Annotated in this window: 17 protein-coding genes; 13 read left to right on the forward strand and 4 right to left on the reverse strand. The window is 66.2% G+C overall.

Annotation, left to right across the window (positions count from 1 at the left end; genetic code table 11):
• The first annotated feature begins 1 nt into the window (after nucleotide 1).
• From O3299_RS04060 to cobA, 4 genes are all read left to right on the forward strand, one after another.
• Entirely contained in the window at nucleotides 2-1,501 is a 1,500-nt protein-coding gene (locus O3299_RS04060) for a CoA-acylating methylmalonate-semialdehyde dehydrogenase (RefSeq protein WP_305061571.1), read from the forward strand.
• 76 nt (nucleotides 1,502-1,577) lie between these two features.
• Nucleotides 1,578-2,216 carry an ANTAR domain-containing response regulator gene (locus tag O3299_RS04065; protein ID WP_099664422.1) on the forward strand — a complete coding sequence of 213 codons (639 nt, stop codon included), beginning with the start codon at nucleotides 1,578-1,580 and terminating at the stop codon, nucleotides 2,214-2,216.
• 157 nt (nucleotides 2,217-2,373) lie between these two features.
• Entirely contained in the window at nucleotides 2,374-3,552 is a 1,179-nt protein-coding gene (locus O3299_RS04070; RefSeq protein ID WP_289913942.1) for a CmpA/NrtA family ABC transporter substrate-binding protein, read from the forward strand.
• Between the two features lie 14 nt (nucleotides 3,553-3,566).
• Nucleotides 3,567-4,331, forward strand: a complete 765-nt coding sequence (cobA, locus tag O3299_RS04075; protein WP_305061572.1) for a uroporphyrinogen-III C-methyltransferase — start codon at nucleotides 3,567-3,569, stop codon at nucleotides 4,329-4,331.
• A 1-nt stretch (nucleotide 4,332) separates the two neighbouring features.
• On the opposite strand, the gene O3299_RS04080 is transcribed toward cobA, so the two are convergent.
• Complete coding sequence (locus O3299_RS04080) at nucleotides 4,333-5,325, reverse strand: cyclase family protein (protein ID WP_099664419.1); 993 nt, start codon at nucleotides 5,323-5,325, stop codon at nucleotides 4,333-4,335.
• 108 nt (nucleotides 5,326-5,433) lie between these two features.
• Between O3299_RS04080 and O3299_RS04085 the strand changes: the two genes are divergently transcribed.
• From O3299_RS04085 to recD, 5 genes are all read left to right on the forward strand, one after another.
• Nucleotides 5,434-6,324, forward strand: coding sequence for a LysR family transcriptional regulator (locus O3299_RS04085; protein ID WP_251349192.1), 891 nt, complete (start codon nucleotides 5,434-5,436; stop codon nucleotides 6,322-6,324).
• Between the two features lie 143 nt (nucleotides 6,325-6,467).
• On the forward strand, nucleotides 6,468-9,515 hold the full coding sequence (locus O3299_RS04090; protein ID WP_305061573.1) for a CHASE domain-containing protein: 3,048 nt from the start codon (nucleotides 6,468-6,470) through the stop codon (nucleotides 9,513-9,515).
• Between the two features lie 75 nt (nucleotides 9,516-9,590).
• Nucleotides 9,591-13,010 carry an exodeoxyribonuclease V subunit gamma gene (gene recC, locus O3299_RS04095; protein ID WP_305061574.1) on the forward strand — a complete coding sequence of 1,140 codons (3,420 nt, stop codon included), beginning with the start codon at nucleotides 9,591-9,593 and terminating at the stop codon, nucleotides 13,008-13,010.
• Entirely contained in the window at nucleotides 13,007-16,678 is a 3,672-nt protein-coding gene (recB, locus tag O3299_RS04100; protein ID WP_305061575.1) for an exodeoxyribonuclease V subunit beta, read from the forward strand. Before recC ends, recB begins: the two co-directional genes overlap by 4 nt.
• Entirely contained in the window at nucleotides 16,668-18,626 is a 1,959-nt protein-coding gene (gene recD, locus O3299_RS04105; protein WP_305061576.1) for an exodeoxyribonuclease V subunit alpha, read from the forward strand. The genes recB and recD overlap by 11 nt, the downstream gene beginning before the upstream one ends.
• Nucleotide 18,627: 1 nt before the next feature.
• On the opposite strand, the gene O3299_RS04110 is transcribed toward recD, so the two are convergent.
• Nucleotides 18,628-19,290 (reverse strand): thiol:disulfide interchange protein DsbA/DsbL, encoded by a 663-nt coding sequence (locus O3299_RS04110; RefSeq protein ID WP_305061577.1) that lies wholly within the window; start codon nucleotides 19,288-19,290, stop codon nucleotides 18,628-18,630.
• A gap of 198 nt (nucleotides 19,291-19,488) precedes the next feature.
• On the opposite strand from O3299_RS04110, the gene O3299_RS04115 reads away from it, so the two are divergent.
• The gene (locus O3299_RS04115; protein WP_305061578.1) at nucleotides 19,489-21,411 is read left to right on the forward strand and encodes a methyl-accepting chemotaxis protein; all 1,923 of its coding nucleotides are present in this window, start codon (nucleotides 19,489-19,491) and stop codon (nucleotides 21,409-21,411) included.
• A 7-nt stretch (nucleotides 21,412-21,418) separates the two neighbouring features.
• On the opposite strand, the gene O3299_RS04120 is transcribed toward O3299_RS04115, so the two are convergent.
• On the reverse strand, nucleotides 21,419-22,318 hold the full coding sequence (locus O3299_RS04120; protein WP_305061579.1) for a LysR family transcriptional regulator: 900 nt from the start codon (nucleotides 22,316-22,318) through the stop codon (nucleotides 21,419-21,421).
• 120 nt (nucleotides 22,319-22,438) lie between these two features.
• Here O3299_RS04120 and O3299_RS04125 point away from each other — a divergent pair, with 120 nt between their 5' ends.
• Complete coding sequence (locus O3299_RS04125) at nucleotides 22,439-23,371, forward strand: DMT family transporter (RefSeq protein ID WP_099664410.1); 933 nt, start codon at nucleotides 22,439-22,441, stop codon at nucleotides 23,369-23,371.
• Here the strand turns inward: O3299_RS04125 and O3299_RS04130 are convergent, their stop codons facing one another.
• On the reverse strand, nucleotides 23,372-24,250 hold the full coding sequence (locus tag O3299_RS04130; RefSeq protein WP_099668125.1) for a serine hydrolase: 879 nt from the start codon (nucleotides 24,248-24,250) through the stop codon (nucleotides 23,372-23,374).
• Nucleotides 24,251-24,666: 416 nt separating this feature from the next.
• On the opposite strand from O3299_RS04130, the gene O3299_RS04135 reads away from it, so the two are divergent.
• Both O3299_RS04135 and O3299_RS04140 read left to right on the forward strand, forming a co-directional pair.
• Nucleotides 24,667-25,908, forward strand: a complete 1,242-nt coding sequence (locus tag O3299_RS04135; RefSeq protein WP_305061580.1) for a sensor histidine kinase — start codon at nucleotides 24,667-24,669, stop codon at nucleotides 25,906-25,908.
• Nucleotides 25,905-26,654 carry a LytTR family DNA-binding domain-containing protein gene (locus tag O3299_RS04140; RefSeq protein WP_305061581.1) on the forward strand — a complete coding sequence of 250 codons (750 nt, stop codon included), beginning with the start codon at nucleotides 25,905-25,907 and terminating at the stop codon, nucleotides 26,652-26,654. Before O3299_RS04135 ends, O3299_RS04140 begins: the two co-directional genes overlap by 4 nt.
• Nucleotides 26,655-26,672 lie beyond the last annotated feature (18 nt).

Raw genomic sequence — 26,672 nt, forward strand, 5'->3', positions numbered from 1 at the left:
GATGACAACGCAACAGATCGGCCACTTTATTGGTGGCAACCCCATGGCGTCGCGCTCCGAGCGCACCAGCGACGTGTTTAATCCCGCCACGGGCGCCGTCACGGCGAAAGTATCGCTGGCGACGCCTTCCGAGCTGAATGCGGCCGTGGCCGCCGCCCACGCGGCCTTTCCCGCCTGGTCGCAAACCTCGCCGCTGCGCCGCGCCAGGGTCATGTTCAAGTTCAAGGAGTTGCTGGAAGAACATGCGGATCAATTGGCGGCCCTGATCACGGCCGAACATGGCAAGGTGTTCACGGATGCCAAAGGGGAAGTGACGCGCGGCATCGAAGTGGTGGAATTTGCCTGCGGTATCCCGCAAATGATGAAGGGAGAATATTCGGAGCAAGTGGCCGGTGGCATCGACGCCTGGTCGATCCGCCAGGCATTGGGCGTGTGCGTCGGCATCACGCCGTTCAATTTCCCCGTGATGGTGCCGATGTGGATGTTCCCGATGGCGATCGCCTGCGGCAATACCTTCGTCTTGAAACCGTCGGAGCGCGACCCGTCGGCCAGCCTGCTGCTGGCGCAGCTGTTGACGGACGCGGGCTTGCCGGACGGCGTCTTCAACGTGGTGCAGGGAGATAAGGAAGCCGTGGATGGCTTGCTGCACCACCCGGACGTGCGCGCCGTCAGTTTCGTCGGTTCCACGCCGATTGCCGAGTATATCTATGCCACTGGCTGCGCGCAGGGCAAGCGCGTGCAAGCGCTGGGCGGGGCGAAAAACCACATGGTCGTCATGCCGGACGCGGACATTCCCCAGACGGTCGACGCCCTGATGGGCGCGGCGTTCGGTTCGGCCGGCGAGCGCTGCATGGCCATTTCCGTCGTCGTGGCGGTGGGCAATGTGGCCGATCAATTGGTCGAGGCGCTGGTGCCCCGCATCGCGGCCCTGAAAATCACCCAAGGCATGGATTTACAGGCGGAAATGGGCCCGGTGGTCACGCAAGTGCACAAGGAGAAGATCGCCGGCTACATCGCCACGGGCGTCAAGGAAGGCGCCAAGCTGGTCAGTGACGGGCGCGGTTTCGTGCTGCCCGGTCACGAAAAGGGCTTTTTCCTCGGCGGCAGCCTGTTCGACCATGTGACGCCGGAGATGACGATCTATAAAGAGGAAATCTTCGGTCCCGTTCTTTGTATAGTGCGCGTGCCCGATTTCGCCACCGCGCTGGACCTCGTCAACGCGCACGAGTACGGCAACGGCACGGCGATCTATACGCGCGACGGCAACACGGCGCGCGAATACACGCACCGTGTGCAAGTCGGGATGGTGGGCGTGAACGTGCCGATCCCCGTGCCGATGGCCTTCCACAGCTTCGGCGGCTGGAAGCGCAGCCTGTTCGGTGACCACCACGCGCATGGCCCGGAATCCGTGCGCTTTTACACGAAACAGAAGGCTGTCACCCAGCGCTGGCCGGCCTCGACGGCTGCCGGAGCGGAGTTTGCCATGCCGACCTTGAAGTAAAATCCGCAGTAAAACCGGCTGGTTCGCTTCTTGCTTACTGTAATGGCTAATTGTTTAGCCATTGCAGATCGCTCCCATGACGTCCAGCCGTACCCAGCCTTTGCGCATCGTTGTCGTCAACACCATTGTCGAGCACGGCGTGCACGAGAATGCGGCCCTGGCTGCCCAGGTGCAGCGCGGCAATGCCCTGCGCATCGGCTTGCTGGAATCGGGCTTCGACATCGTTGCCTCGCTCCCAGCCGACCTCTACCTTCCCGAGCGCATCGCGCAACTGCAGCCTGACCTCATCATCATCGACGCCGAATCGGATGCGCGCGACGTGCTCGAGCACATCGTCATCGCCACGCGCGATGAGCGCCGCCCCATCGTGCTGTTTACGGAAGACGGCGCCACGGCCAGCATCGACGCGGCCATGGCGGCCGGCGTGTCCGCCTATATCGTGGCCGGCTTGCATGCCGAGCGCATCTTGCCCGTGCTGAACGTGGCGCTGGCGCGCTTTCGCCAGGAAGAAAAATTGCGCGCCGAATTGCTCGACACGCGGCACAAGTTGTTTGAGCGCAAGGTGATCGAACGGGCCAAGGGCCTGTTGATGACGCATCACGGCTTGACGGAAGACCAGGCTTACCAGCGCTTGCGCAGTATGGCCATGAACAAGAAACTCAAGCTGGCGGACATTGCCCAGCGCATCCTCGACGTGGAGGACTTGCTGGGATGAATCGTCCATTTCCTGACACATGCTGGTGCAGTGCACCATTCCGGTGCGCTGCCAGCTGCCTGGGACAGGGCATGCACAGGCACGGTCCTTGCTGCTGGATGGGCATGACCTTGCCCATGTCGGCACGGCAAAACAGTATTTATCAGCAAGGAATGGTATGACACAGCAAGCGGGCGCCAATGCCCACCCGACGCGCCCATTGCAGCCGGAAAAACAGACGATACGCATCGGCTACCTGCCGCTGACCGATTGCGCCTCGCTGGTGATGGCTTCAAAGCTGGGCCTGGATGAAAAATACGGCATCAAGATCGAACTGAGCCGGGAGATGTCGTGGGCCGGCGTGCGCGACAAATTGAATAGCGGCGAGCTCGACGCTGCTCACGTGTTGTACGGTCTCGTGTATGGCGTGCAGATGGGCATTGGCGGGCAGCGGCACGACATGGCCGTATTGATGAATCTCAATCACAGCGGCCAGGCCGTCACCCTGTCGGCAGCGCTGGCGCGCGAGGGCGCACACGATGGCCCCACATTGGCGCGGCACATGCGCGGCGCGGCGCGGCCCTTTGCGTTTGCGCATACTTTCCCGACCGGCAACCACGCGATGCTGTTGCAATACTGGCTGGCCGCGCAGGGCATCGATCCGCTGCGCGACGCGCGCGTGATGACGGTGCCGCCGTCGCAGATGGTGGCCGCCTTGCGCGCGGGGCAGATGGATGGCTTTTGCGCGGGCGAACCATGGGGTTACAAGGCCATCGTCGATGGCGTGGGGGTGACGGCCACCACCAGCGGCGCCATCTGGCCCGACCATCCGGGGAAGGTGCTGGGCACCAGCGCCGCGTTTGCGCACCAGCATCCGAACAGCTGCCGCGCCCTGATCGCCGCCGTGCTCGAGGCGGGGCGCTGGATCGACGCCAGCGATGCCAACCGGCTGGCCATGGCGGCCACCCTGGCCGAGCCTGCCTATCTGAATACGCCGCAAGAAACGCTGGCGCCGCGCATCCTCGGTCATTATCAGGATGGCCTGGGCAAGACGTGGGACGAGGCGCACGGTTTGAAGTTTTATGGCGCCGGCGCCGTCAATTTCCCCTACTTGTCGGACGGCATGTGGTTCATGACCCAGCACCGGCGCTGGGGCTTGCTGCGCGACGAACCCGATTACCTGGCGGTGGCTAGGCAAGTCAACCGCATCGACCTGTACCGTCAGGCGGCGGAAATGACGGCCACGCCCTTGCCGTCGTCACCGCTGCGCAGCTCGACCCTGTGCGACGGCGTCGTGTGGGACGGCAGCGCGCCGGAAGCGTACGCGGCATCGTTTGCCATCGGCCATTTTTTCTGATTGGAGAGTTCATCATGGCGCAACTTGGAAGCGTGACCCTGGTCGGCGCCGGTCCCGGCGATCCGGACTTGCTGACCATCAAGGCCGTGAAGGCCATCGCGCGGGCCGACGTGGTGCTGATCGACGATCTCGTCAATCCGGCCATCCTCGCGCATGCGGCACCCGGCGTGCGCGTGGTCGAGGTGGGCAAGCGGGGCGGCTGTGCTTCCACGCCGCAAGCCTTCATCGAGCGCCTGATGCTGGCCGAAGCCCGCGCCGGCCTGCACGTGGTAAGGCTGAAAGGGGGCGACCCCTATCTGTTCGGGCGCGGCGGCGAAGAGCGCGCCTATCTGCGCAACCACGGCGTGGCCGTCGAGGTGATCCCGGGCATCAGCAGCGGCTTGGCTGCACCGTCCAGCATCGGCGTGCCGCTGACGCACCGCGGCTGGAGCCAGGGCGCCATTTTCGTCACGGGTCACGGCAAGGATAGCGCGTCCGAACCGAACTGGCTTGCGCTGGCGCAAAGCGGCCTGACGCTCGTCATCTACATGGGTGTGGCCAGGGTGGCGGCCATCCAGGCCGGCTTGCTGGCTGGCGGCATGGCGCCCGGCACGGCCGTGGCCGTGGTGCAATCGGCCAGCTTGCCGGCGCAACGCCAACTGCTGAGCACCTTGCAGCGCTTGCCGGACGATTTGCTGGCCAGCGGCCTGGGCAGCCCCAGCATCATCGTCGTGGGCGAGGTGGTGCGCTGCGCCGATGCCTGGGACGACCATGGCGCCTTGCTGGCCGCGGCCGTGTGATTTAGCGGATCGGCAGGGCCACGGGACGGATGGGCGCCGCGTCGCCGCCGCGGAATTTCAAGGAGGCGCCGATGAAGGCGAACTGGTAGACCTTGTCGCGCGACAAGCCTTCAAGGTCGACCAGTTCCAGGATGGGCGTGCCCTGCTGCGCCAGCAGATACGTGTGCACGGGCAGGTAATTGCCGGCCACTTCGGAGGGAAACGCCTCGAAACTGAGGTTGTCCGCGCCCACCACCATGGCGCCGCCATCTTCCACGAGGAATTTCGCCGCGTCCAGCGACAGGCCGGGCGGGTTCGCCATGTAGGCTTGCGCCTGCTCATAGTGCTGCATGCGGCCCGTGCGTATCAGCACCACGTCGCCTTTTTCCAGCGTCACCTTCTGTTGCGCCAGCGCCGCGCGCAAATCCTGCCGCGTCACGCGGTAATTGTCGGGCAGTTGCTGTAACCCCTTGGCCACGGCCACGTCGATCAGCACGCCGCGCGCGACGATGGGCGGCAGTTTTTCCGCGCCCGTCACGGTCCAGCCCCGGTCGCCCAGGTATTGCTCTTCCGTAAAACCGTTCCAGATCTTGCCGTTCAAGCCGAAGTGGTTGAGCGCGTCGATATGCGTGCCCATGTGCGCATACATGGAGACGGCCGAGCCCGTGTAACTGACGTGGCGGTTCATCTGTTCGCCCACGTGCATCGAGTCGGCCACCACGTTGCCCTTCGGCGTGTGCGTCATCCACATCTGGTAGGGCGGGTCGCCTGCCGCCTGCCAGCTGGGCATGCCGACATAGAAATCGACGGCCAGGTCGTAGCTTTTGCCGCCGTCGATGCGGGCCAGGATGGCGGCGCGCGAGGCGGCCGTCATCAGGTTCAGGCGACCGATCTCGTCTTTCGGGCCCCAGGGGCTGATGCCCACTTCGGGCAGGGCGGTGGCCGGGGCGGCTTGTACTGCGCCGGCCAGCAGCGCCAGCAGCAGGGTGGCCAGGGTGGCGGATGGTTTGAACATGGGGTACTCCTTGCGTGACATGAATGAAGAAGCCGCCATCATATTATTTTCAATTCCAATGATAATCAGCGATAAAATAATAAGATATTCAACTGCAAGGAAAGAATCATGGATGTCCTGGCGCACATGCGCGTGTTTCGCAAGGTGGTCGAGCGCGACAGCTTCAGCAAGGCGGCGCTGGACCTGAACCAGTCGGCGGCGGCCATCAGCAAGCAGGTGCGCCAGCTGGAGGCGCATCTGGGCACGGTGCTGCTGGTGCGCACGACGCGGCGCATGAGTTTGTCGGACGGCGGGCGCGCCTATTATCTGGAATGCTGCCGCCTGCTCGATGAAATCGACGCGCTGGAACTGGCCACGCGCGGCTGCACCGGCAAGGTGGCGGGGCGCTTGCGCGTGAATGCGCCGCTGTCGTTTGGCTTGAAGGTGCTGTCGCCGCTGCTGCCGGTGTTCATGGCGCGCCATCCGGAAGTGAGAATCGAGATGACGCTGGACGACCGCCTGCGCGACGTGGTGGGCGAGGGCTATGACGTGTCGCTGCGCATCCGCGCCGCGCTGGCCGATTCGTCCCTGGTGGCGCGCCGGCTGGGCGATGTCGAGCAAATGATTTGCGCATCGCCCGCCTATCTGGCGCGGCGCGGCACGCCCCGGCTGGCGCAGGACCTGCACGGCCACGATTGCCTGGCTTACCGGCTGGCCGACAGCCCCGGCGTCTGGCAGCTGGACGGCCCGGAAGGGAACAGCAGCATCGTCCTGCCCGTGCGCTTTTCCGCCGACAGCAGCCTGCTGCTGGCCGACATGCTGGCGGCGGGCATCGGCGTGGGCGCGCTGCCGTCGTTTGTCGCCGCGCCGCTGCTGGCCAGCGGCGCCCTGGTGCGCGTGCTGCCGTCGCACGGCATGGCCAGGCGCGGCGTGTATGCCCTGACGCCCGACGGACGCCACGTGCAGGAAAAGGTGCGCGCCTTTTGCGACTTCCTGGCCGGGGCGCTGCGGGGTGCCTAGGCGCCAGGTGTTTTCCAGGGCAACCATCGAACGCGCTTTTTTTCATGTACAGGTGCGTCGCACAGGGGCTTTGATAGTATCCTCGTACTTGCTGGGCGGCCGGGGCGCCGCACATTCAAGGAAACCGGAATAAGCGATCGACAATGCACACTTTGAGCAAGCGCGGGGCGGGATCAGGCATCAGGATATGGGCGGGGGGCTTGCTGCTGGCGTTGGCGGTGGGCGGCGCCCTGTATGCGGGCGCGGCGCGCACGGTCGATGACGATGCCGAACAGCGTTTCGACAACCTCACGCATGGCGCCCAGCATAGCCTGATCACGCGCGTAAAAAGCTATTCCGACCTGCTGCGCGGCCTCGAAGCCCTGTTCCGCACGAGCGAGCAGCTGACGCGCCGGCAGTTCCACGATTACGTGGCCGGTCTCGATATCGCGCGCCAGTTCCCGGCCATCGAATCGGTCAACTACGCGGTGGCCGTGCCGTCGGCGCAACGCGCCGCCTTTATCGAGGCCGTGCGCCGCGACACCAGCCTGGCGCCGCGCGGCTATCCCGCCTTCACCATCCGTCCCGCGGGGGAGCGGCCGGAATACGCGGTGCTCACCTATCTGGAACCCGATTCCCTGCTGGCCGAACGCATGGGCGTCGATATCGGCGCCAACCCGCTGGTGGCGCAGTCCCTGGCGCAGGCGCGCGACAGCGGCGAAGTCAGCGCGTCTGGCCAGGTGATCATGATCAAGGGGCCGCCCGCGCACGTGGGCCTGGGCATGCGCCTGCCCGTGTACCGCAACGGCATGCCGCAAGGCAGCGTGGCCGAGCGCCGCGCCGCCTATCAGGGTTCCGTCGGCATCGGCTTTGGCGTGGCGCAGCTGGTGCACAGCGCGCTCGAACGCAGCGCCCTGGAGCCGCTGCACCTGACCCTGTACAGCGCTGCCGACGCGACGCCCGCCGATGGCGCCCTGCGCATCACGCCGCAGGACCGCCTGCTGTTCAACGATGACGGCGACCTGGCGGCGACGCCGCCGCAACCGGGCAGCGATGCCGACTATTTCGACCAGGTGCTGCCCGTGGCGTACCAGGGCGGCCTGTGGAAAGCCCATTTCCGCGTGCGCAAGGCGGAGCTGTACAGTCCCTTCGACCGCTATTTCCCGTGGCTGGCGCTGGCCGTCGGCGTGGCCGGCACCCTGCTCATTTATGGCTACATCTTTACCCTGTACCGTTCGCGCCGCAACGCGGTGGCGCAGCGCACCCTGCTCGATACGGTGCTCGACAGCGTCGACGCCTACGTCTACATGAAGGATGCCGACCTGCGCTACCGCTACGTGAATGCGCGCACGGCGAAGATACTGGGCCGTTCGGTGGAGCAGCTGATCGGCCGCCAGGATGGCGAATTGATGCTCGGCGATGCGGCGGCGTCCGTGCAGCGCACGGAGCGCCAGGTGTTCGACAGCGGCGCCAAGTTCGTCGGCGAGGAGCGCTTCGTCGATGCGCAGGGCCAGGTGCATCACCTGTGGAGCGTGAAGGTGCCGCTGGGCTTGCCCGGTCCCGTCACGGGACTGATCGGCCTGTCCACCGACGTGACGGAATTGCACCGCCTGAAGGAACAGGCCGACGCGGCCAGCCAGGCCAAGAGCGACTTCCTGTCGAACATGAGCCATGAAATCCGCACGCCGATGAACAGCATCATCGGCATGGCGCACCTGGCGCTGAAATCCGTGGCCGACGCGCGCCAGCGCGACTATCTGCAGAAGATCTTCCATTCGGGGCAGCACTTGCTGGGCCTGATCAACGATATCCTCGACTTTTCCAAGATCGAAGCGGGCAAGCTGGAACTCGAAGTGCTGGACTTCCGTCTCGATACCCTGCTGGCGAACATCGCCAGCCAGCTGGGCGACGCGGCGGCCGTCAAGGGCCTGGCGCTGCAGTTCGATATCGCGCCGGAACTGCCGCAGCGCTGGCGCGGCGACCCGCTGCGTCTGGAGCAGGTCTTGCTGAACCTGACCAGCAACGCCATCAAGTTTTCCGACAATGGCAGCATCTTCGTGCGCGTGCGCCAGTCCGAGGAGCGGGGCAGCCACGGCATGCTGCGCTTCGAAGTGCAGGACCGCGGCATCGGCATGAATCAGGAAGAGGTGGCGCAGCTGTTCCGCTCCTTCCACCAGGCCGACCCGTCGACCACGCGCAAGTATGGCGGCAGCGGTCTGGGGCTGGTGATCAGCAAGCAGCTGGTGGAGCTCATGGGCGGCAAGGTGGGCGTGTACAGCCAGCCTGGCCTGGGCAGCACCTTCTGGTTCACGGCGCGCCTGGAGAAAAGCGCACAGGCCAGCGACGAGCGCATCGCCGAAGTGGAGCCGGAAGTGCTGGGCGTGATCCGCGGCGCATCCATCCTGCTGGTGGAAGATAACGTCTTCAGCCAGCAGGTGGGCTGCGAATTGCTGGAAGACGCAGGCGCCACCGTCTGCGTCGCCTGCAATGGCCGCGAAGCGCTGGAATTGCTGGCCCACCGGCGCTACGACTGCGTGCTGATGGACGTGCAGATGCCGGAGATGGACGGTTTCGAGGCGACGCGCCGCATCCGCGCCGACCCGCAGCTTGCCGGCCTGCTGGTGATCGCTATGACGGCCAATGCGGGCAGCGAAGACCGCGCCCGCTGCCTGGCGGCCGGCATGGACGAATTCCTGACCAAGCCGATCGCCCCGAATCTGCTGTTCCACCTGCTGGCGAAATGGTTTCGCCTGCGCGGCGGGATTGGCGGCATCGGCGGCATCGGCCATGCGCGCGCGGGCGACAGGCTGGTGGCGGTGCCGAAAGCGCCGCCATCGGCCGCCTCGCCGGACTTGCGCGATACGGCGATTCTCGACCTGGCCACCCTGGCGCTCACGTTCAGCAATGACCCCGTGAAGATGCGCAAATACACCCAGCTGTTTCTCGATACGGCGCGCGACGGCATCGCCGAAATGGAGCAAGCCATGGCGCTGGAAGACCTGGGGCGCCTGGCCGACCTGGGTCACCGCAGCAAATCGTCGGCGCTGGCCGTTGGCGCCCATGCCTTTGCCGGCCTGTGCGCGTCGATCGAAGGCTTGCGCCTTGGCGGTGACTTGCAACAGGCGCGCGCCTTGCTGACGGCCCTGGGGCCGGCGCTGGCGCAGGTGGCGGAACAAATTTCCGTGGAATTTGCCGCCAGCGACGCCCCCTGACGCAGGCAGCGGCGATAATACGCGTTTGACGTCTCCGGCCACCCGGCCCGAGACGCGGCAACCCATCGGATCAGCATGCATACTCCTGTCACGCCCGGCCTCCTCATCCTGCATGGCAACCAGCTGGAACAGCTGCGCGCCGCCGTCTTCCAGTGGCTGCGCCAGCATCCGCTGGCCCCCCTGGAAACGGATATCTTCCTGGTGCAGTCGAACGGCGTGGCCGAATGGCTGAAGATCGCCCTGGCCGAGGAGATGGGGGTGTGCGCCGCCACGCGCATCGCGCTGCCGGCGCGCCTGCTGTGGGAAAGCTACCGGGGTATGCTGGGGCGCGAGCGCGTCCCGCGCGTGTCGCCGTTCGATAAATCCCCGCTGACGTGGCGTTTGATGCGCCTGTTGCCGTCCTTGCTGGCCGACCCGGTCTTCGCGCCGCTGCGCTACTTCCTTGCCGATGGCGACAGCGAGCGCCGGTTGCAGCTGGCCGAGCGCCTGGCCGACTTGTTCGACCAGTATCAGGTCTACCGCGCCGACTGGCTGGCAGATTGGGCGGCGGGGCGCGACCAGCTGCGCACGGCCCGCAATGAAACCATCGCACTGAAGGACGACCAGCGCTGGCAGGCGCAGTTGTGGCGCGCCGTGGGTTGCGACGTCGAGGCTTTCGAGCGCGACACGGGCCGCGCCGACATCCACGACGCCTTCCTGGCGGCGATCGCCGCCGGCGATGCGCCTGCCGGCAAGCTGCCGCGCCGCGTCGTGCTGTTTGGCGTGTCGGCCTTGCCGTACCAGACCTTGCAGGCGCTGGCCGCGCTGGCGCGCCACACGCAGGTGGTGCTGGCCGTGCCCAATCCGTGCCAGTTCTACTGGGGCGACATCATCGACGGGCGCGACTTGCTGCGCGCGGAAAACAAGCGCCAGCGGCAGCGCAACGGCACCGACCTGGCGCAAATTCCGCTCGAAGCGCTGCATGCGCACAGCCACCCGCTGCTGGCCAGCTGGGGCAGGCAAGGGCGCGATTTCATCCGCATGCTCGACGAATTCGACGAACACGCGCAAGCCGAGGGGCGCGACGACAGCCTGCGCATCGACCTGTTTGGCGAGGAAACGGGCGAGACCCTGCTGCAGCAGGTGCAGGTGGCCATCCGCGAACTGCGCCCGCTGGCGGAACACGAGCAAACGCCGCCCGATGCGGTCGACCGTTCGATCGAATTTCACGTGGCGCACAGCGTGCAGCGCGAAGTGGAAGTGCTGCACGACCAGTTGCTGGCCATGTTCGCGCACAGCAGCGAGACGGGCCTGCGCCCGCGCGACGTGGTGGTGATGGTGCCCGACATCGACACCTTCACGGCCGCCATCCACGCCGTCTTCGGCCAGTACCGGCGCAATGACGAGCGTTTCATCCCGTTCGAGATCGGCGACGTGAAGGACCGCAGCGTCAACCCGCTGCTCGTCGCGCTCGAGTGGCTGCTGCAGCTGCCGCAGCAGCGCTGCCGCCAGAGCGAAGTGCGCGACTTGCTCGACGTGCCCGCGCTGGCGGCCCGCTTTGGCCTGCAGCCGGACGACCTGGCCACCCTGGGCGCCTGGATCGAAGGGGCGGGCGTGCGCTGGGGCCTGGACCAGGCGCACCGCGCCGGCCTGGGGCTGGGTGCGGCCGGGGAACAGAATGCGTGGATATTCGGCGTGCGGCGCATGCTGCTCGGCTATGCCAGCGGCAGTGGCGCCAGCTTTGGCGGCATCGAACCGTATGCGGAAGTGGGCGGCCTCGATGCGGCGCTGGCGGGCTCGCTGGCGCAACTGGTCGAGGCGCTGCTGCACTGGCGCACGGTGCTGGCCGGCGCGCGCACGCCAGCCGAGTGGGGCGTGCAGGCGCGCGCGCTGCTGGCCGCGTTTTTCGACGCCGACGACGAGGGCGACCGTTTGACCCTGGCGCAGCTCGAAGGCGCCTTGCAGGGCTGGCTGGAAACCTGCGAACACGCGGGCTTCGTCGAGCCGGTGCCGCTGTCCGTGCTGCGCGTGGCGTGGCTGGGCGCGCTGGACGAGCCCACCCTGAACCATCAATTCGTCTCCGGCGGCGTGACTTTCTGCACCCTGATGCCGATGCGCGCCGTGCCGTTCCGCGTCGTGTGCCTGCTGGGCATGAACGATGGCGATTTCCCGCGCCGCGCGCAAAAGGCCGATTTCGACTTGCTGGCGCTGCCCGGCATGGCGCGCCCGGGCGACCGTTCGCGCCGCGACGACGACCGCTATCTGATGCTGGAAGCCTTGCTGGCCGCGCGCGACAAGCTGTATGTGAGCTGGGTGGGGCGCAATGTGCGCGACAATTCCGAGCAGCCGCCGTCCGTGCTGGTGTCGCAGCTGCGCGATTACCTGGCCGCCGGCTGGTCGCTGGACCGGCACATGGTATCGCTGACCACCGAGCATGCGCTGCAGCCGTTCAGCCGCCGCTATTTCGAGGCCGATGGCTTGCTGACCTATGCGCGCGAATGGCGTGTCGCGCATGCCGATGCGGATGCGCAGGCCGCCGTGCTGCCGCTGGGCCCTTACGAGCTCGATCCCGGCACCCGCCTGAAGCTGGGCGAGCTGGCCAGCTTTTTGCGCCAGCCCGTCAAATACTTTTTCCGCCGCCGCTTGAGCGTGTATTTTGCCGACGCCGCCATGCTGGGCGAGGATGAAGAGCCGTTCGGCCTGAATGCGCTCGAGCGCTATCTGCTGGAAGACACCATGCTGGACGACGGCGGCGCCCTGGAAGCGGCGGATGACGTGCGCGCCAGCTTGGAAGCGCGCGCAGCCAAGCTGGCGCGCGAAGGCGTGCTGCCCATCGGCTTGATCGGCCAGCAAGTGCAGGCCCAATTGGTCGAGGCGCTGGTGCCCGTGCGCAGCGCGTGGCTGTCCTTGCGCGCCTCGTTCCCGTACGCGGCCGACAAGCGCGCCATCAACCTGCCGTTTGGCGAAGTGCAGATCGACGACTGGCTCGACAAATTGTGCAGCAACGGGCGGGACACGGCCTGGCTGATGCAGATTTCCTCGAAGGTGACGGACAAGGGCGGCCAGGCGCGCGGCGACAAGCTGATGCTGATGTGGCTGCGCCAGCTGGCCGCCGCCGCCCTCGGCTTTCCCGTCACCGGCTATCTGGTGGCGCGCGACGCCATCGTCAGCATGGCGCCGCTCGATCCGGCCGCTTCGCGCGCCGCGCTGGCCACTTTGCTGGCGCTGTGGCGCGAAGGCATGAACCATCCGCTGCCCACGGCGTGCAAGACGGGGCTGGCGCTGGTGCAGCAGGGCGATCCGCGCGCCGTCTACGATGGCGGCTTCGATATCTCGGGCGAGCGCGATGAACTGTGCCTGGCGCGCCTGTGGCCCGAGTTTTCCGCGCTGGCCGCCGAGGAAGCGTGGCAGGACTGCACGCGGGAGCTGTATGGCCCGCTGGCCGACTGGCTGCAAGAACACATCACCATCGACCCGATCAGCGCGCCCGATGACGGCGCGGGAGAAGAACAATGACGAGCCATCTGCTCAACCCCCTGGCGTTCCCCCTGCATGGCTCACGTCTGATCGAGGCCTCGGCCGGCACGGGCAAGACCTGGACCATCGCCGCGCTGTACGTGCGGCTCGTGCTGGGGCATGGCGACGACGACAGCCGTTTCACGCGTCCCCTGTTGCCGGCCGACATCCTCGTGATGACATTTACCCGCGCCGCCACGCGCGAATTGTCGAACCGCGTGCGCGAGCGCCTGATCGAGGCGGCTGCCTATTTTCGCCATGAATTCGGCATTGAATCCGGCGGCAGCGACCCGTTTCTCGACGCCTTGCTGGAGTCCTATCCGGACGAGAGCGAACGGCAAAAGGCCGCGCACCGGCTGATGCTGGCCGCCGAGACGATGGATGAAGCGGCCATTTTCACCATCGACGCCTGGTGTCAGCGCATGCTGCGCGAGCACGCGTTCGACAGCGGCAGCCTGTTCGACGAAGAGCTGGTCAGCGACGAGCAAGCGCTGTTCGAGGATGCGGCCCACGATTACTGGCGCCAGCAAGTCTATCCCTTGCCGCCGCAGGCACTCGACGTGCTGCTGGCCTGCTGGTCCGACGTCGGGGCGCTGAAGAAGGGCGCGCGCGAGCTGGCGCGCCGCGCGGATATCATGGGCATGGCCGACGAAGAACCGCTATCTGCCCTGATCGCGCGCGAACAGCGGGTACTGGCCGCGCAGCTGGCCAGCCTGAAGGCGGGCTGGGTCGAGCGAGTCGACCAGATGGCCGCCTGGATCAACGATCACCGCGCCGTCAATCCCAAGTGTTTTAACGGCGTCAAGATGAAGCCGGAGAACCTGGCGAAATGGTTCGGCGGCTTGCGCCGCTGGGCGCAAGACCCGCTGCTGCTGCAGCCGGCCATCACGGCCAAGGCGTGGGAACGCTTGACGCCGTTCGGCATCGAAGATGCGTTTGCCAAGAGTTTCACGGCGCAGGTGCCCGAGTGCTTCGCGCATACGGAGGCGTTGGGGATCGCCCTGGCCGCATTGACGCCGCTGGCGCACAAGCTGCACCTGCATGCGGCGGCGGCCATCGCGCGGCGCATGGATCAGTTGAAGCGCCAGTCGCGCCAGTTCGGCTTTGCCGACATGCTGCAGCGCCTGCACGACGCGCTGGCCGGCGAGAATGGCGCGGCACTGCGCCAGCGCATCATCGACCAGTATCCGCTGGCCATGGTCGATGAATTCCAGGATACGGCGCCGGCCCAGTACCAGATCTTCAACCTGCTGTACCGCATCGCCGACAATGACCCGGCCCTGGGCCTGTTTTTGATCGGCGACCCGAAACAGTCGATCTACGGCTTTCGCGGCGCCGACATCCAGAGCTACCTGGCGGCGCGGCGCGCGACGACGGGACGCCACTACCAGCTGGGCACCAACTACCGCTCGACGGCGCCGCTGGTGGCGGCCGTCAACCAGCTGTTCCTGCACGCGGAGCGCGACGAAGTACCGCTTGGTGCCTTCCGCTACCGCAAAGGGGATGACAATCCGCTGCCGTTCGAAGCCGTCGACGCCAAGGGCCGCGCCGAGCACCTGGTGAACGCCGGCGGCCCGCTGCCGGCCCTGCTGGCCGCCTGCGCCAGCGACGAAGGGCTGCGCGGCGACAGCTACCGCGAGTATTTCGCGCAGCACTGCGCCGAGCACATCGTCGCCATGCTGGGCGATGCGCAAGCCGGTTTCGATGGCCCCGACGGTTTTACGCGCCTGCAGCCGGCCGACGTCGCCATCCTCGTGCGCGACCGCAAGGAAGCGGCGGCCATCCGCCGCGCGCTGGCGCGCCGCCGGGTCGCCAGCGTCTACCTGTCCGACAAGGATTCCGTCGTCGACAGCGAGGAAGCGCAAGACGTGCTGCGCTGGCTGGCGGCGCTGGCCAACCCCCTCGACGGGGGACTGGCGCGCGCCGCGTTTGCCACGCGCACCATCGGCCTGTCGCTGGGCGAACTGGCGCGCCTGTCCAGCGACGAACTGGAATGGGAACGCCGGGTCGAGCAGTTGAAGGCCTTGCACCTGATCTGGCAGCGCCAGGGCGTGCTGGCCATGCTGCGCCGCTTCATCCACGAGCTGCAATTGCCCGCCATGCTGCTGCAGCAGACGGGCGGCGAGCGGCGCTTGACGAATCTGCTGCACCTGGCCGAACTGCTGCAATCGGCCAGCCGCCAGCTCGATGGCGAACAGGCGCTGATACGCTGGCTGGCCGAGCAGATCGCCGGCGAAGGCGAGGGCGGCGACGAGCGCGTGCTGCGCCTGGAAAGCGATGCGGAGCTGGTGAAAGTCATCACCGTGCACAAATCCAAGGGCCTCGAATACCCGCTCGTGTATCTGCCGTTTGCCGTCACGGCGCGCAAGGTGGATAAGCGCAACCGCAGTTTCTTCGACTATGCGGATGACAAAGGCGAACGCCGCCTCGACTTGTCGCTGTCCGACGAAGCCATGGCGGCGGTCGAGGAAGCGCGCATCGAGGAGGATTTGCGCCTGCTGTACGTGGCCCTGACGCGCGCGCGCCACTTCCTGTGGCTGGGCGTGGCCGCCCAGGCGGCGCGCAAGGCGGGCGAGAACACCTTGCACGAATCGGCGCTTGGCTACCTGCTGACGGGCGGCGACAAGCTGCCGGCGGAGCAATTGCTGTTGCGCTGGCAGCAGGTGGCGGGCGACTGCGACGCCATCTACGTGACTTCCCTGGCGCAGCCCGACGCCTGCACGGTGCTGGACCGGGTCGAGCGGCGTCCTGACTTGCGTCCCGCCCCCGTGTTCGCGGGCGAATTCGAGCGCGACTGGTCGGTGGGCAGCTTCACGTCGCTGACGCGCCAGATCGGCGCCGTGGCGGCCCCGTACGTGCCGCAGCGGGCGCTGGAAGAGACCCTGCTGGAAGATGGCACGGGCGTGCCAGCGGCCTCACCGCTGCAGACGGGCGACGCGCCATGGCACCGCTTCCCGCGCGGCTCCGTGCCCGGCAATTTCCTGCACGAGCAGCTCGAATGGATGGGCAGCGAAGGTTTTGACAGCGTCCACGAGGCGCACTTCGACACGCGCCTGGCCGCGCGCTGCGAGCGGGCGGGCTGGGGGCACCGCCAGGAAGACGCCATCGCCTGGCTCAGGGAAATCGCCCTCACGCCGCTGCCGCTGCTCGATGCGTCGCTGTCGCAGCTCGATAGCACCCTGTCCGAGATGGAGTTCTGGTTCCCCAGCGAGCATCTGTCCACGGGGGCGCTCGACCAGCTGTGCACGCGCCTGCTGCTCGAGGGCGCGCCGCGTCCCGTGCTGCCGCGCCGCCAGCTGCACGGCATGCTGAAAGGCTTTGCCGACCTGGTCATCGAACAGGATGGCCGCTACTGGGTGCTCGACTACAAGTCGAATGCGCTGGGCGCCAACGACGCGGCCTACCACACGGCCGCGCTGGCGGCCGGCATGGCGCAGCACCGCTACGATATCCAGGGCGCCATCTACATGCTGGCCCTGCACCGGTTGCTGAAAAGCCGGCTCGGTGATGCCTATGATGCGGCTGAGCACCTGGGCGGCGCCATCTTCCTGTTCTTGCGCGGCATAGCGAATGCGGATACACATGGCTGCTACTGGCTGGCGCCGCAGCTGGAATTGCTGGACGGCCTCGATCAACTGTTAGAAGAAACGGAACACCATGCAGCATGACGCACAGATGAACGCCTTGTTTGCCCATGTCGACGGCGTCGCCGAGGATGGCCATCTGCGCCGCCTGAGCGCCGCCTTTGCCCGCTTCATCGCCAGCCTGGACGAGCAGGCGCCGGATGCGCCCGCCGTGGCCGTGGCGTGCGTGGTGCTGTCCGAGCTGGAAGGGCGGGGCCACAGCTGTCTGATGCTGGCTGACCTGGCCGGCGAACCGTCGCAGCTGCTGGGCTGGAGCGAGGAGCTGTGGCATGGCGTGCTGGCCGTTTCCGGCCCGCTGCCCGACAGCGCCGCAGGCTGGCGCGCGCTGCTGGCCCGCGCGCCGCAAGTGTGGCTGGTGGGCGCCGCCGACGTGCGCCAGCCGCTGGTGCTCGATGGCGACCGCCTGTACCTGCGCCGCTACTGGCGCGACGAGACCCTGGTGGGCGAAAAAATCGCCTTGCGCGCGCGGGATTTGAACACGCCGCCGCTGGCGCAGGTGCGGCAATGGCTCGACATCCTGTTCGACCAGCCAACCCGGGACGGTGGCCCGGACTGGCAAAAGGTGGCGTGCGCCGTCGCCCTGCGCGGCAAGGTGGCGATCATCACGGGCGGTCCCGGCACGGGCAAGACGTACACGGTGGCCAGCCTTTTGACCTTGCTGTTTGCCGTCTCGCCGCAGCCGGAGCAGCTGCGCATCGCGCTGGCCGCGCCCACGGGCAAGGCGGCCGCGCGGCTGAAGCAGTCGATCGACAAGGCGCTGGAAGGCTTGGCGGCGAAGGCGGGCGATGCCTTGCCCTTGCTGGAACTGGCGCGGCGCATGGGCGCGGCCCGCACCCTGCATAGCCTGCTGGGCGCGCGGCCCGATACGCGCGCCTTTGCCCACCACGCGGGCAATCCGCTCGAGGTCGACGTGCTGATCGTCGATGAAGCGTCGATGGTGCACCTGGAAATGATGGCGTCCGTGTTCGACGCCTTGCCGTCCACGGCGATCCTGATCCTGCTGGGCGACAAGGATCAACTGGCGTCCGTGGAAGCGGGCGCCGTGCTGGGCGACTTGTGCCACGACGCGCAGGCGGGCGGCTATACGGCCGACACCATCGCGTATGCGCAGGCGGCCAGCGGCGTGGCCATTCCACCTGCCTTTGCGGGAGCGGCGGGCGCGCTGGCGCAGCAGACGGTGATGCTGCGTCACAGCCACCGTTTCAGCGGTCCGATTGGCGAGCTGGCGCTGGCCGTGAACGGCGGCAGGCCGGATCTGGCCAAGGCCTGTTTCGCCGGCGAGAGCGGCGGCCAGCTGGCGTGGAGTGTGACCGCGCAGCCGGACGAGGTGCTGCGCCTGGCCTTGCGCGGCAGGAGCGACGCGCCGGGCGGCTACCAGCCCTACCTGGAACTGGTGAATGCGGGCGAGGAGGGCTATGCGCAGCACGACGACTGGGTGCGCGCCGTGCTGCACGCTTTTGAAGCGTTCCGCATCCTGTGCGCCGTGCGCGAGGGCGAGTGGGGCGTGGCGGGCCTGAACACGGCCATCGAGCTGCGGCTGGAAAAGGAAGGGCTGATACGCCGCAGCGAATGGTATGTGGGCCGTCCCGTGATGGTCACGCGCAACGATTACGGCACGGGCGTGTTCAATGGCGACATCGGGCTGACCCTGCGCGACCCTGCGCGGCCCGGCTCACTGCGCGTGTATTTCCTGGAAGGCGAAAACGTGCGCAGCGTGCTGGCCACGCGTTTGCGCCACGTGGAGACGGCGTTCGCCATGACGGTGCACAAGTCGCAGGGCTCGGAATTCCGCCACACGGTGCTGGTGCTGCCGCAGGAAGGCGGCGCCATGCTGGCGCGCGAACTGGTCTACACGGGCATCACGCGCGCGCGCGACTTTTTTACGCTGGTCTCGCCCACGCAGGCCGTGCTGTTCGACGCGATCTTGCGCCGCACGCAGCGCGCCAGCGGGCTGCGGGGATTGATCGGCTGATTTACTTCGCCAGCTTCGCCTTCGCCACCAGCGCCTGCACCACTTGCAGGGTCGCTTGCTCCACGCCCTGGCGCGGCAAGCCCGGGTTGGCGCCGGCGACCATCGATGGATTGGTCAGGTAGCGTCCGCCCACGATCAGGGTGGGCGTGCTGTCGACCTGGTAGCTGGCGGCCAGGCGGGGCAGGTTTTTCAGCTTGGTCTGCACGCCAAACGACTGGTAGGCGCCTTCGAAGGCGGCCTTGTCCAGGCCATTTTTCAGCGCCCAATCGAGGTTGTCGCTGTCGCTGGCCAGGCGCTTGCGTTCCACGTGCCAGGTGTGCATGACTTGCGCGTGCAGCGCCTCTTCCTTCTTCAGCGCTTCCAGTGTCAGGAACAAATGCGCTTCCGGATCATTTGCCGGCGTGTGCGGCAAATGGATGCGGCGGAAAGACACGCTGGCGGCATTCTCCTTGACCCAGCGGGCCAGGCTAGGCTCCAGCGCGTTACAGGCGGGGCAGTGGTACATGAAAAATTCGATCACTTCCACCTTGCCAGGCGCCGCCTGTACCGGTTGCGGCGTGGCCAGCACCAGATAATCGGCGCCCGGCACGGGCGCTTGCGGCGAGGCGAAGGCGCCGGCGGCGGCGAAGCTGGCGCAGGCCAGGATGACTTGGTGCAAACGCATGGACGCTCCCTTTAAAAATTAACTATAAGGCAATCATAATAGGACGTCAATGTTGGATGGTGTTGCTTTGATGTAATAAATGTTTATTATTCCGAATATTGGATAATATCGTTCCAATTTTTGTGTGAAAATGCAAAGGCAGGGTGGCAGGGCGAAAACGCTGTGTCATTCCATTAACATCAAAACCAGGAGTCCATCATGTTGTCTTCCCTTCGCACGCGGCTGGTACTCATTTGCGTGGCCATCGTCGTGCTGTCCATGCTGGCCTTGTCGGTCGCCAATTACGTCACCACGCGCAGCAGCATGCTGGCGTCGTCTGACCAGCAGATGCAGCAACTGCTGCAAAGCCAGTCGGCCGTGCTGGCGCAATGGGTCGATGGCAAGAAAAAGGTCATGGCGTCCATCGTCATGTCGGCCGAGACGCCCGATCCGCTGCGCGCCTTCCAGATCGCGGAAAAGGCCGGCGATTTTGCGGAAGTGTTCATCGGCTATGCGGACAAGCGCTCCGTGTTTACCCATCCGGGCCGCCCGGCCGATTTCGATCCCACCGCGCGCGCCTGGTACACGGACACCGTCAAGGCGGGCGTGCCGATGCTGACGCCGCCGTATGTGGACGCGGCCAGCCACAAGCTGGTGGTGTCGTTCACGGCGCCCGTCGGGCCGAAAGAGGCGCTGCTGGGCGTGGCGGGCGCGGACGTGCTGCTCGATACGGTGATCGCCAACGTGGTAGCGATCAAGCCGACGCCGCACAGCTTTGCCTTCCTCGTCGACCAGAGCGGCACCATCATCGCCCATGCGAACAAGGATTTGAGCCTGCAGCCGGTGGCGAAACTCGATGCGGCGCTGTCGGCCGCGCAGGTCAACCGCCTGGAAAGCACGCGCACGAGCGATGCCGTGCGCCTCGATGAGCGCGACGGCAAGCTGTATGTCACGCGCGTGGCGGGCACCGACTGGCTGCTGGCCGTGGTGCTGGACCAGCAGGAAGCCATGCAAGCGTTGCAGACGATGCTGACGACGGCCACCGTCACGGCCGCGCTGCTGACGGGGCTGGCGGCGCTGCTGCTGTCGCTGCTGGTGTTCAAAATGCTCAAACGCCTGGAACTGGTGCGCGATGCGCTCGACGATATCGCCTCGGGCGAAGGCGACCTGACGCGCCGCCTCGACGCTTCCGGCGTGGATGAACTGGCGCAGATCGCCGGCGCCTTCAATCGCTTCATCGACAAGATCGCCGCCGTTCTCGTGAAAATCCGCACGGCCAGCGAATCGGTGAAGGTGTCGTCCTCGGAAATCGCCGCCGGCAACCAGGACCTGTCGTCGCGCACGGAACAGCAAGCCAGCTCGCTGGAAGAGACGGCCGCCTCGATGGAAGAGCTGACCAGCACCGTGAAACAGAATGCGGACAATGCGCGCCAGGCCAACCAGATGGCGCAATCGGCGTCCGGCGTGGCCAGCAAGGGCGGGCAAGTGGTGGCGCAGGTGGTCGATACCATGGCCTCGATCAACGATTCGTCGAAGAAGATCGTCGACATCATCAGCGTCATCGACGGCATCGCCTTCCAGACGAATATCCTGGCCTTGAATGCGGCCGTGGAAGCGGCGCGCGCGGGCGAGCAGGGACGTGGCTTTGCCGTCGTGGCCACGGAAGTGCGCAGCCTGGCGCAACGCTCCGCCGGCGCGGCCAAGGAAATCAAGCTGCTGATCGACGATTCGGTGGGCAAGGTGGATTCGGGCGCGCGCCTGGTCGACGAGGCTGGCGCGACGATGCAGGAAATCGTCGACAGCGTGCGCCGCGTGACGGACATCATGGGCGAGATTACGGCCGCCAGCGCCGAGCAAAGTTCCGGCATCGAACAGGTGAACCAGGCGATCGCGCAAATGGACCAGGTGACGCAGCAGAATGCGGCCCTGGTGGAAGAGGCGGCCGCCGCGGCGGAAAGCCTGCAAGACCAGGCCAGCACCCTGGCGCAGGTGGTGGGCGTGTTCAAGCTCGATGAGGGGCAGGCGCCGGCGCCTGTCAAACCGGTGGCGCGCCCACCTGTCGTGCAGCGCATCGCCAGCCGTCCTGTCGCCAAGGCGGCTGCCCGCAAGACGGAACAGTCCGAGGAGTGGGAGACTTTTTAAGTCGTGTTCAGACCCGCCGGGGCGCCAGGGTCGGCGCCATCTGCCTGGCCACGTCGAAAAAGGCGTTGGTGGCCGGCGTGTTCTGGCGCCGGTCGCGCACGGCCAGGCCCACCTTGCGGCTGACGGGCGGATTGAGCGGCAGGGCGGCCAGCTCCGGATACTGCTCGCGCAGGCGCTGCGGCAGGGCCAGTTCGGCGACGATGGACAGGCCGTCGCCGCGGCTGACCATGTCGAGGATGGTGATCACCTGGCTGATGCGGTAGGGCACGTGCGGCTGCAAGCCCGCGTTGGCGAACAGCGGCTCGATCAGGCAGGCGCAGCCCGCCTCCGACATGATGAACGGCCCTTCGCACAGCTGCGCCAGGGTGATGGCGGTTTCGCTGGCCAGCGCATGGCTGCGCGGCACCAGCGCCATCATCTGGTCTTCCACCAGCGGCGCCGTATCGAAACGCTCGTCGGGCAGCACGACGAAGCCGACATCGACCCGGCGTTCGCGTATCCACTGCACCACCTCATGGTCTGCTCCCTCGTCGATGCGCAGGTCGATGCCCGGATAGCGCAGGCGAAATTGCGCCGTGATGGCCGGCAGCAGATTCAAGGAAGACGTCGGGCCGAAGGAGCCGATGCGCAGGCTGCCCTGGCGCTGGCCCAGCACGTCGGCTGCTTCCTGGCGCATGGCTTCCGACAGGCCGAGGATTTCGCGCGCGCGCACGAGCAGCTGGCGGCCCACGTCCGTCAGCTCGGCCGAGGCCTGGTGGCGCACGATGAGGTCCACGCCCATCTCCTTTTCCAGCGCTTTTAATGCATGCGAGACGGCCGACTGGCTGATGCCCAGCTGCGCGGCGGCGGCGGAAAAGCCGTGCAGTTCGGCCACCAGGGTAAAAATTTCCAGTTGCGTGAAGGTCATGGTGTGGTTTTGTTGGGTTATGAGTATTTACTCATTATTTCATGAGTTGATATTAGTATTAATATATACGCACACCACCCGCCACACAAGCGGCCTTCAGGATGCACCCTAGGATATCCCATGTCTTCTTCCGCCGTACCCCAGGCTCCGCTGCTCGCCGCGCAGTCGCCGCTCGTCTACATCAAACTGATCTTCGTCGCCCTGTTCTGGGGCGGCACCTTTATCGCGGGGCGCGTGCTGGCGCAGCAGATGCCGCCCATGACGGCCGCCAGCGGCCGCTTCGGCGTGGCCGTGCTGCTGCTCGTCGTGCTGGCGTGGAAACTGGAAGGGGGCTTGCCGCGCCTGGACCGCAAGCAGCTGGCAACGACGGCGGCCCTGGGCCTGACGGGCATCTTCCTGTACAACCTGTGCTTCCTGGCGGCCCTGTCGCGCATGCCGGCGGGACGCACGGCCCTGTTCGTGGCCCTGAATCCCATCGTCACGGCGCTGGCCTCGGCCATGCTGTTCCGCGAACGGCTCGGTTCCTTCAAGTGGCTGGGCATCATGCTGGCGTTTTGCGGCACGGCCATCGTCATCACGCGCGGCGATCTGGCCGGCGTGCTGCACGGCACGGGCGGCGGCATCGGCATGGGCGAAGTGTTCATGTTTTGCGGTATTTCCAGCTGGGCCGCCTACACCCTGATCGGCCGGGTCGCGCTGAAGGGCTTGTCGCCGATTGCCGCCACCACGTATGCGTCGATGTGGGGCCTGGCCTTTTTGCTGGTGGGGGCGGCCGTGGAATTCCCGACCGTGCCATGGCACAGCTTCGGCTGGCAAGTGTGGGCCGCCATCGGCTACCTGGGCGTGTTCGGCACGGTGATCGGCTTTGTCTGGTATTACGAAGGCGTGAAAGCGCTGGGACCGTCGCGCACGGCCGTGTTCAACAACCTCGTGCCCGTGTTCGGCATCGTGCTGGCGGCGGGGTTGCTGGGCGAGCCCGTGCTCGCCTCGATGCTGGTGGGCGGGGCGGTGACGATTGCCGGTGTGGTGATGACCAACCGGCAAGCGAAATAACTATTTTGCGCGGCGGCGTTTACCAGGCTTCGCCGGCGCCTTCTTGTGCCGGCTGACGGAAGCGCGCATCACTTTCGGTTCTTCGATGCCGTTCTCGGCCGCCAGCATGCGGCGGATGTTGACGGCGTCCATGGCGCGCACGGAATTGGCGCGCGCGTTGAGCAAAATCATGGTGGCGAACTTGCCGGCCGACTTGATGCGCATGATCAGGCAGCGGCCCGCTTCATTCGTGTAGCCCGTCTTCGACAGGCCGATATCCCAGCCCTTGGCGCCCACCAGGCGGTTCGTGTTGTGGTATTCCACGTCGCGGCCCTTGATCTGGATCACGTCCTTCGAATCGGTGGTGATGCGGCTGATTTCCGGGTAATGCGAGGCGGCCACGGCCATCTTGACGAGGTCCGCCGCCGTCGACTGGTTGTTCGGCGACAAGCCCGTCGGTTCCTCGATCACGGTCTGGCGCATGCCCAGGGCCTTGATCTTGGCGTTGACGGCCACGGCAAACGCCGTCGGGCCACCGGGGAAGGTGCGCGCCAGCGAGGCGGCGGCGCGGTTGTCGGACGACATCAGCGCCAGTTGCAGCACGTCGTGGCGGCTCAGCGTGGCGCCCACGGGCACGCGCGAGGTGCTGTGCTTGAGGGTATCGACATCCTCGCGGTCGATGCTGATTTCTTCCTGCATATTCGCCTTGGAGTCGAGCACGACCATGGCCGTCATGAGTTTGGTCAGCGAGGCGATGGGCACCACCACGTTGGAATTTTTTTCAAGCAAGACTTTGCCTGTGCCGTCTTCGACCACCAGGATCGACTGGGAACCGAAGGGCACGGCGATGGCCGCTGTCGAAAGCGTCATCAGCACCGCGGCGAACATTTTTTTGAGCATGGGATTGTATGTGGGAAAGCAGTTTTGGGGCGCCATCGTGGGCGCTGCGCGCAAATCCGGAAGCGGGCCGCGCAGGGACGCGGCGTGTATCTCGGAGGCAATATTTGCCAAGCTTAAACAATACCATTAAAGATCAAGCGATGTCTACGGGATAAGGGCGCCACAGGCTGTGTAGCGGCCAATTTGGCAAATAAACGGGGCTATTCTTGCCGTAGTGAAAATTGTTGCGCGATTATTGATTTCGTCTTGGAAACTTCGTATTATTTCAGCAATATTGGCAGCCATGGTCCGGCAGGCGCCGCGCGCTTCGTCGTTGATGCCTGCCGCTTCGTGCTTCGTCGCCCCACGCTATGCCCTGCAACAGGGGCGCCGTAGACTGCGTTCATGCCTGATTGACACGACAAGGAGAACGCAGCATGTGGGAAAAATTTGCCGGATGGTATCGCTGTTACGACGATGAAACCCTCAGGGTGCTTGCGCATCCGGACACGGCGGCCCAGTTGCCGCCTGGCTGGCGGCGCTGGGTGGCGTTGCGGCTCATCACCCTGACGCCGATCGAGCGCCAGCAATTCCACGCCTTCATGCTCAAGTACCGGGGCACCGGCTTTTACCTGGCGGCGGCCAGGCTGATGCTGTTGTTCAGCTGCATCGGCGTCGTGCTGCATTTGCTGCTGCCCGACAAGGTCGGCTGGGCCAAGGCTGTGGTGTTCAGCAATGTCCTGGGCCTGGCGATGGCCTGGGGCGTGCTGGGGGTCTGGTTCAATTACCGCAAGCTGGCGCAGCGCAAGCTCAAGGTACTGTTGCTGCTGCTGGTGCCGGCCCTGGCCGGTGTGGCGATCGGCGTGCTGCGCGCCATGCTGGAAGGCCATGCTTCCATCGGCGTGGCGCTCGAGCGGGGCGCGCGCGTGGGCGGCTGGGCCGCGCTGACGGCCGGGCTGGTGTATATGGTGCCGATGACTATCGTCGTGCTCTGGCGCAACCGCCAGTACGAGGCGCTGGCCCTGCAATTGCAGCAGGATGCCGAGCGTGACCGGCTGGCGCGCGAACTGAGCGAATCGCAGCTGCGCCTGCTGCGCGCGCAGATCGAACCGCATTTCCTGTTCAATACCCTGGGCGCCGTGCAGCAGCTGGCCGAGCAGGGCGCCCAAGGGGCGGCGCAGGCGGCCGCGCTGACGGCCAACCTGATCGCTTTCCTGCGCGCCAGCCTGGCCGAGATGCGCGCCGACCAGGTGCCCCTGCAAACGGAATTCGACGTGGTGCAAGCCTATCTGCAAGTGATGCAGGTACGCATGGGCGCGCGCCTGTCTTTCCGCCTCGACTTGCCGCCCGGCCTGGCGCAGATACAAGTGCCCAGCATGATCTTGCTGACCCTGGTGGAAAACGCCATCAAGCACGGCATCGAGCCCTCGCTGCGGGGCGGCGAGATCGTCGTCTCGGCCGTGCTGGACGGGGATGGCGCCATGCGCTTGCGCGTGCAGGATAGCGGCGTGGGCCTGGGCGCCGCGAGTGCGCCTGGAGGCGGCCTGGGCCTGGAAAATGTGCGCCGCCGGCTGCAGCTGGCCGCGGCCGCTGCCTGCGTGCACGTGCAAAATGGCGAGGAAGCGGGCGTGCTCGCCGAAATCGTGTTGCCGATGGATTTGAAGGAAACCGCCGCATGAATGCCACCATCCTGATCGCCGAAGACGAACCCCTGATGTGCGAACGCCTGCAAACGATGCTGGCGCTGGCCTGGCCCGAGGCGCGCATCGTGCTGGTGGCGGAAAACGGCAACGATGCCTGGGACGGTTTCCTCGAGCATGAGCCGGACGTGGTCTTCCTCGACATCCGCATGCCGGGCCTGTCGGGCCTGGAAGTGGCCGAGCGTATCGGCACGCGGGCGCACGTGGTATTTGTCACCGCGTATGACCAGTATGCCGTCGACGCCTTCGACGCGGGCGCCGTCGATTATCTGTTGAAACCCGTGCAGGCCGAGCGGCTGCAGCGGGCGCTGGCCCGCCTGCGCGACAAGCTGGGCGCCCAGCCGGCCGACATGGCCCATCTGCTGCAGTCGCTGCGCGCCGCGCTGCCGGCGCCGCCGCGCGAAAAACTGAAATGGATCAAGGCCAGCGTGGGCAAGCAGATCCGCCTGATCGACATCGACGACGTGCTGTTCTTCCAGGCCGACACCAAATACACGCGCGTGGTGCTGGCCGGCTCGGAAGCGCTGGTGCGCACGCCGCTGAAGGATTTGCTGGGCGGGCTGGATCCCGCACAGTTCTGGCAAATCCACCGCGGCACCATGGTCAACGTGAAAGCCATCGAGGCGGCCGAGCGCATCGACGCCGAGCGCATGCAGGTGTTGCTGCGCGGCAGCGCGGAAAAGCTGCCCGTCAGCCGCACGTTTACCTATTTGTTCAGGGATTGATATGATGGCAATGTTTTT

The sequence above is a fragment of the Janthinobacterium sp. SUN176 genome (genome assembly GCF_030587335.1).
Taxonomy (GTDB): Bacteria; Pseudomonadota; Gammaproteobacteria; order Burkholderiales; family Burkholderiaceae_D; genus Janthinobacterium; species Janthinobacterium kumbetense.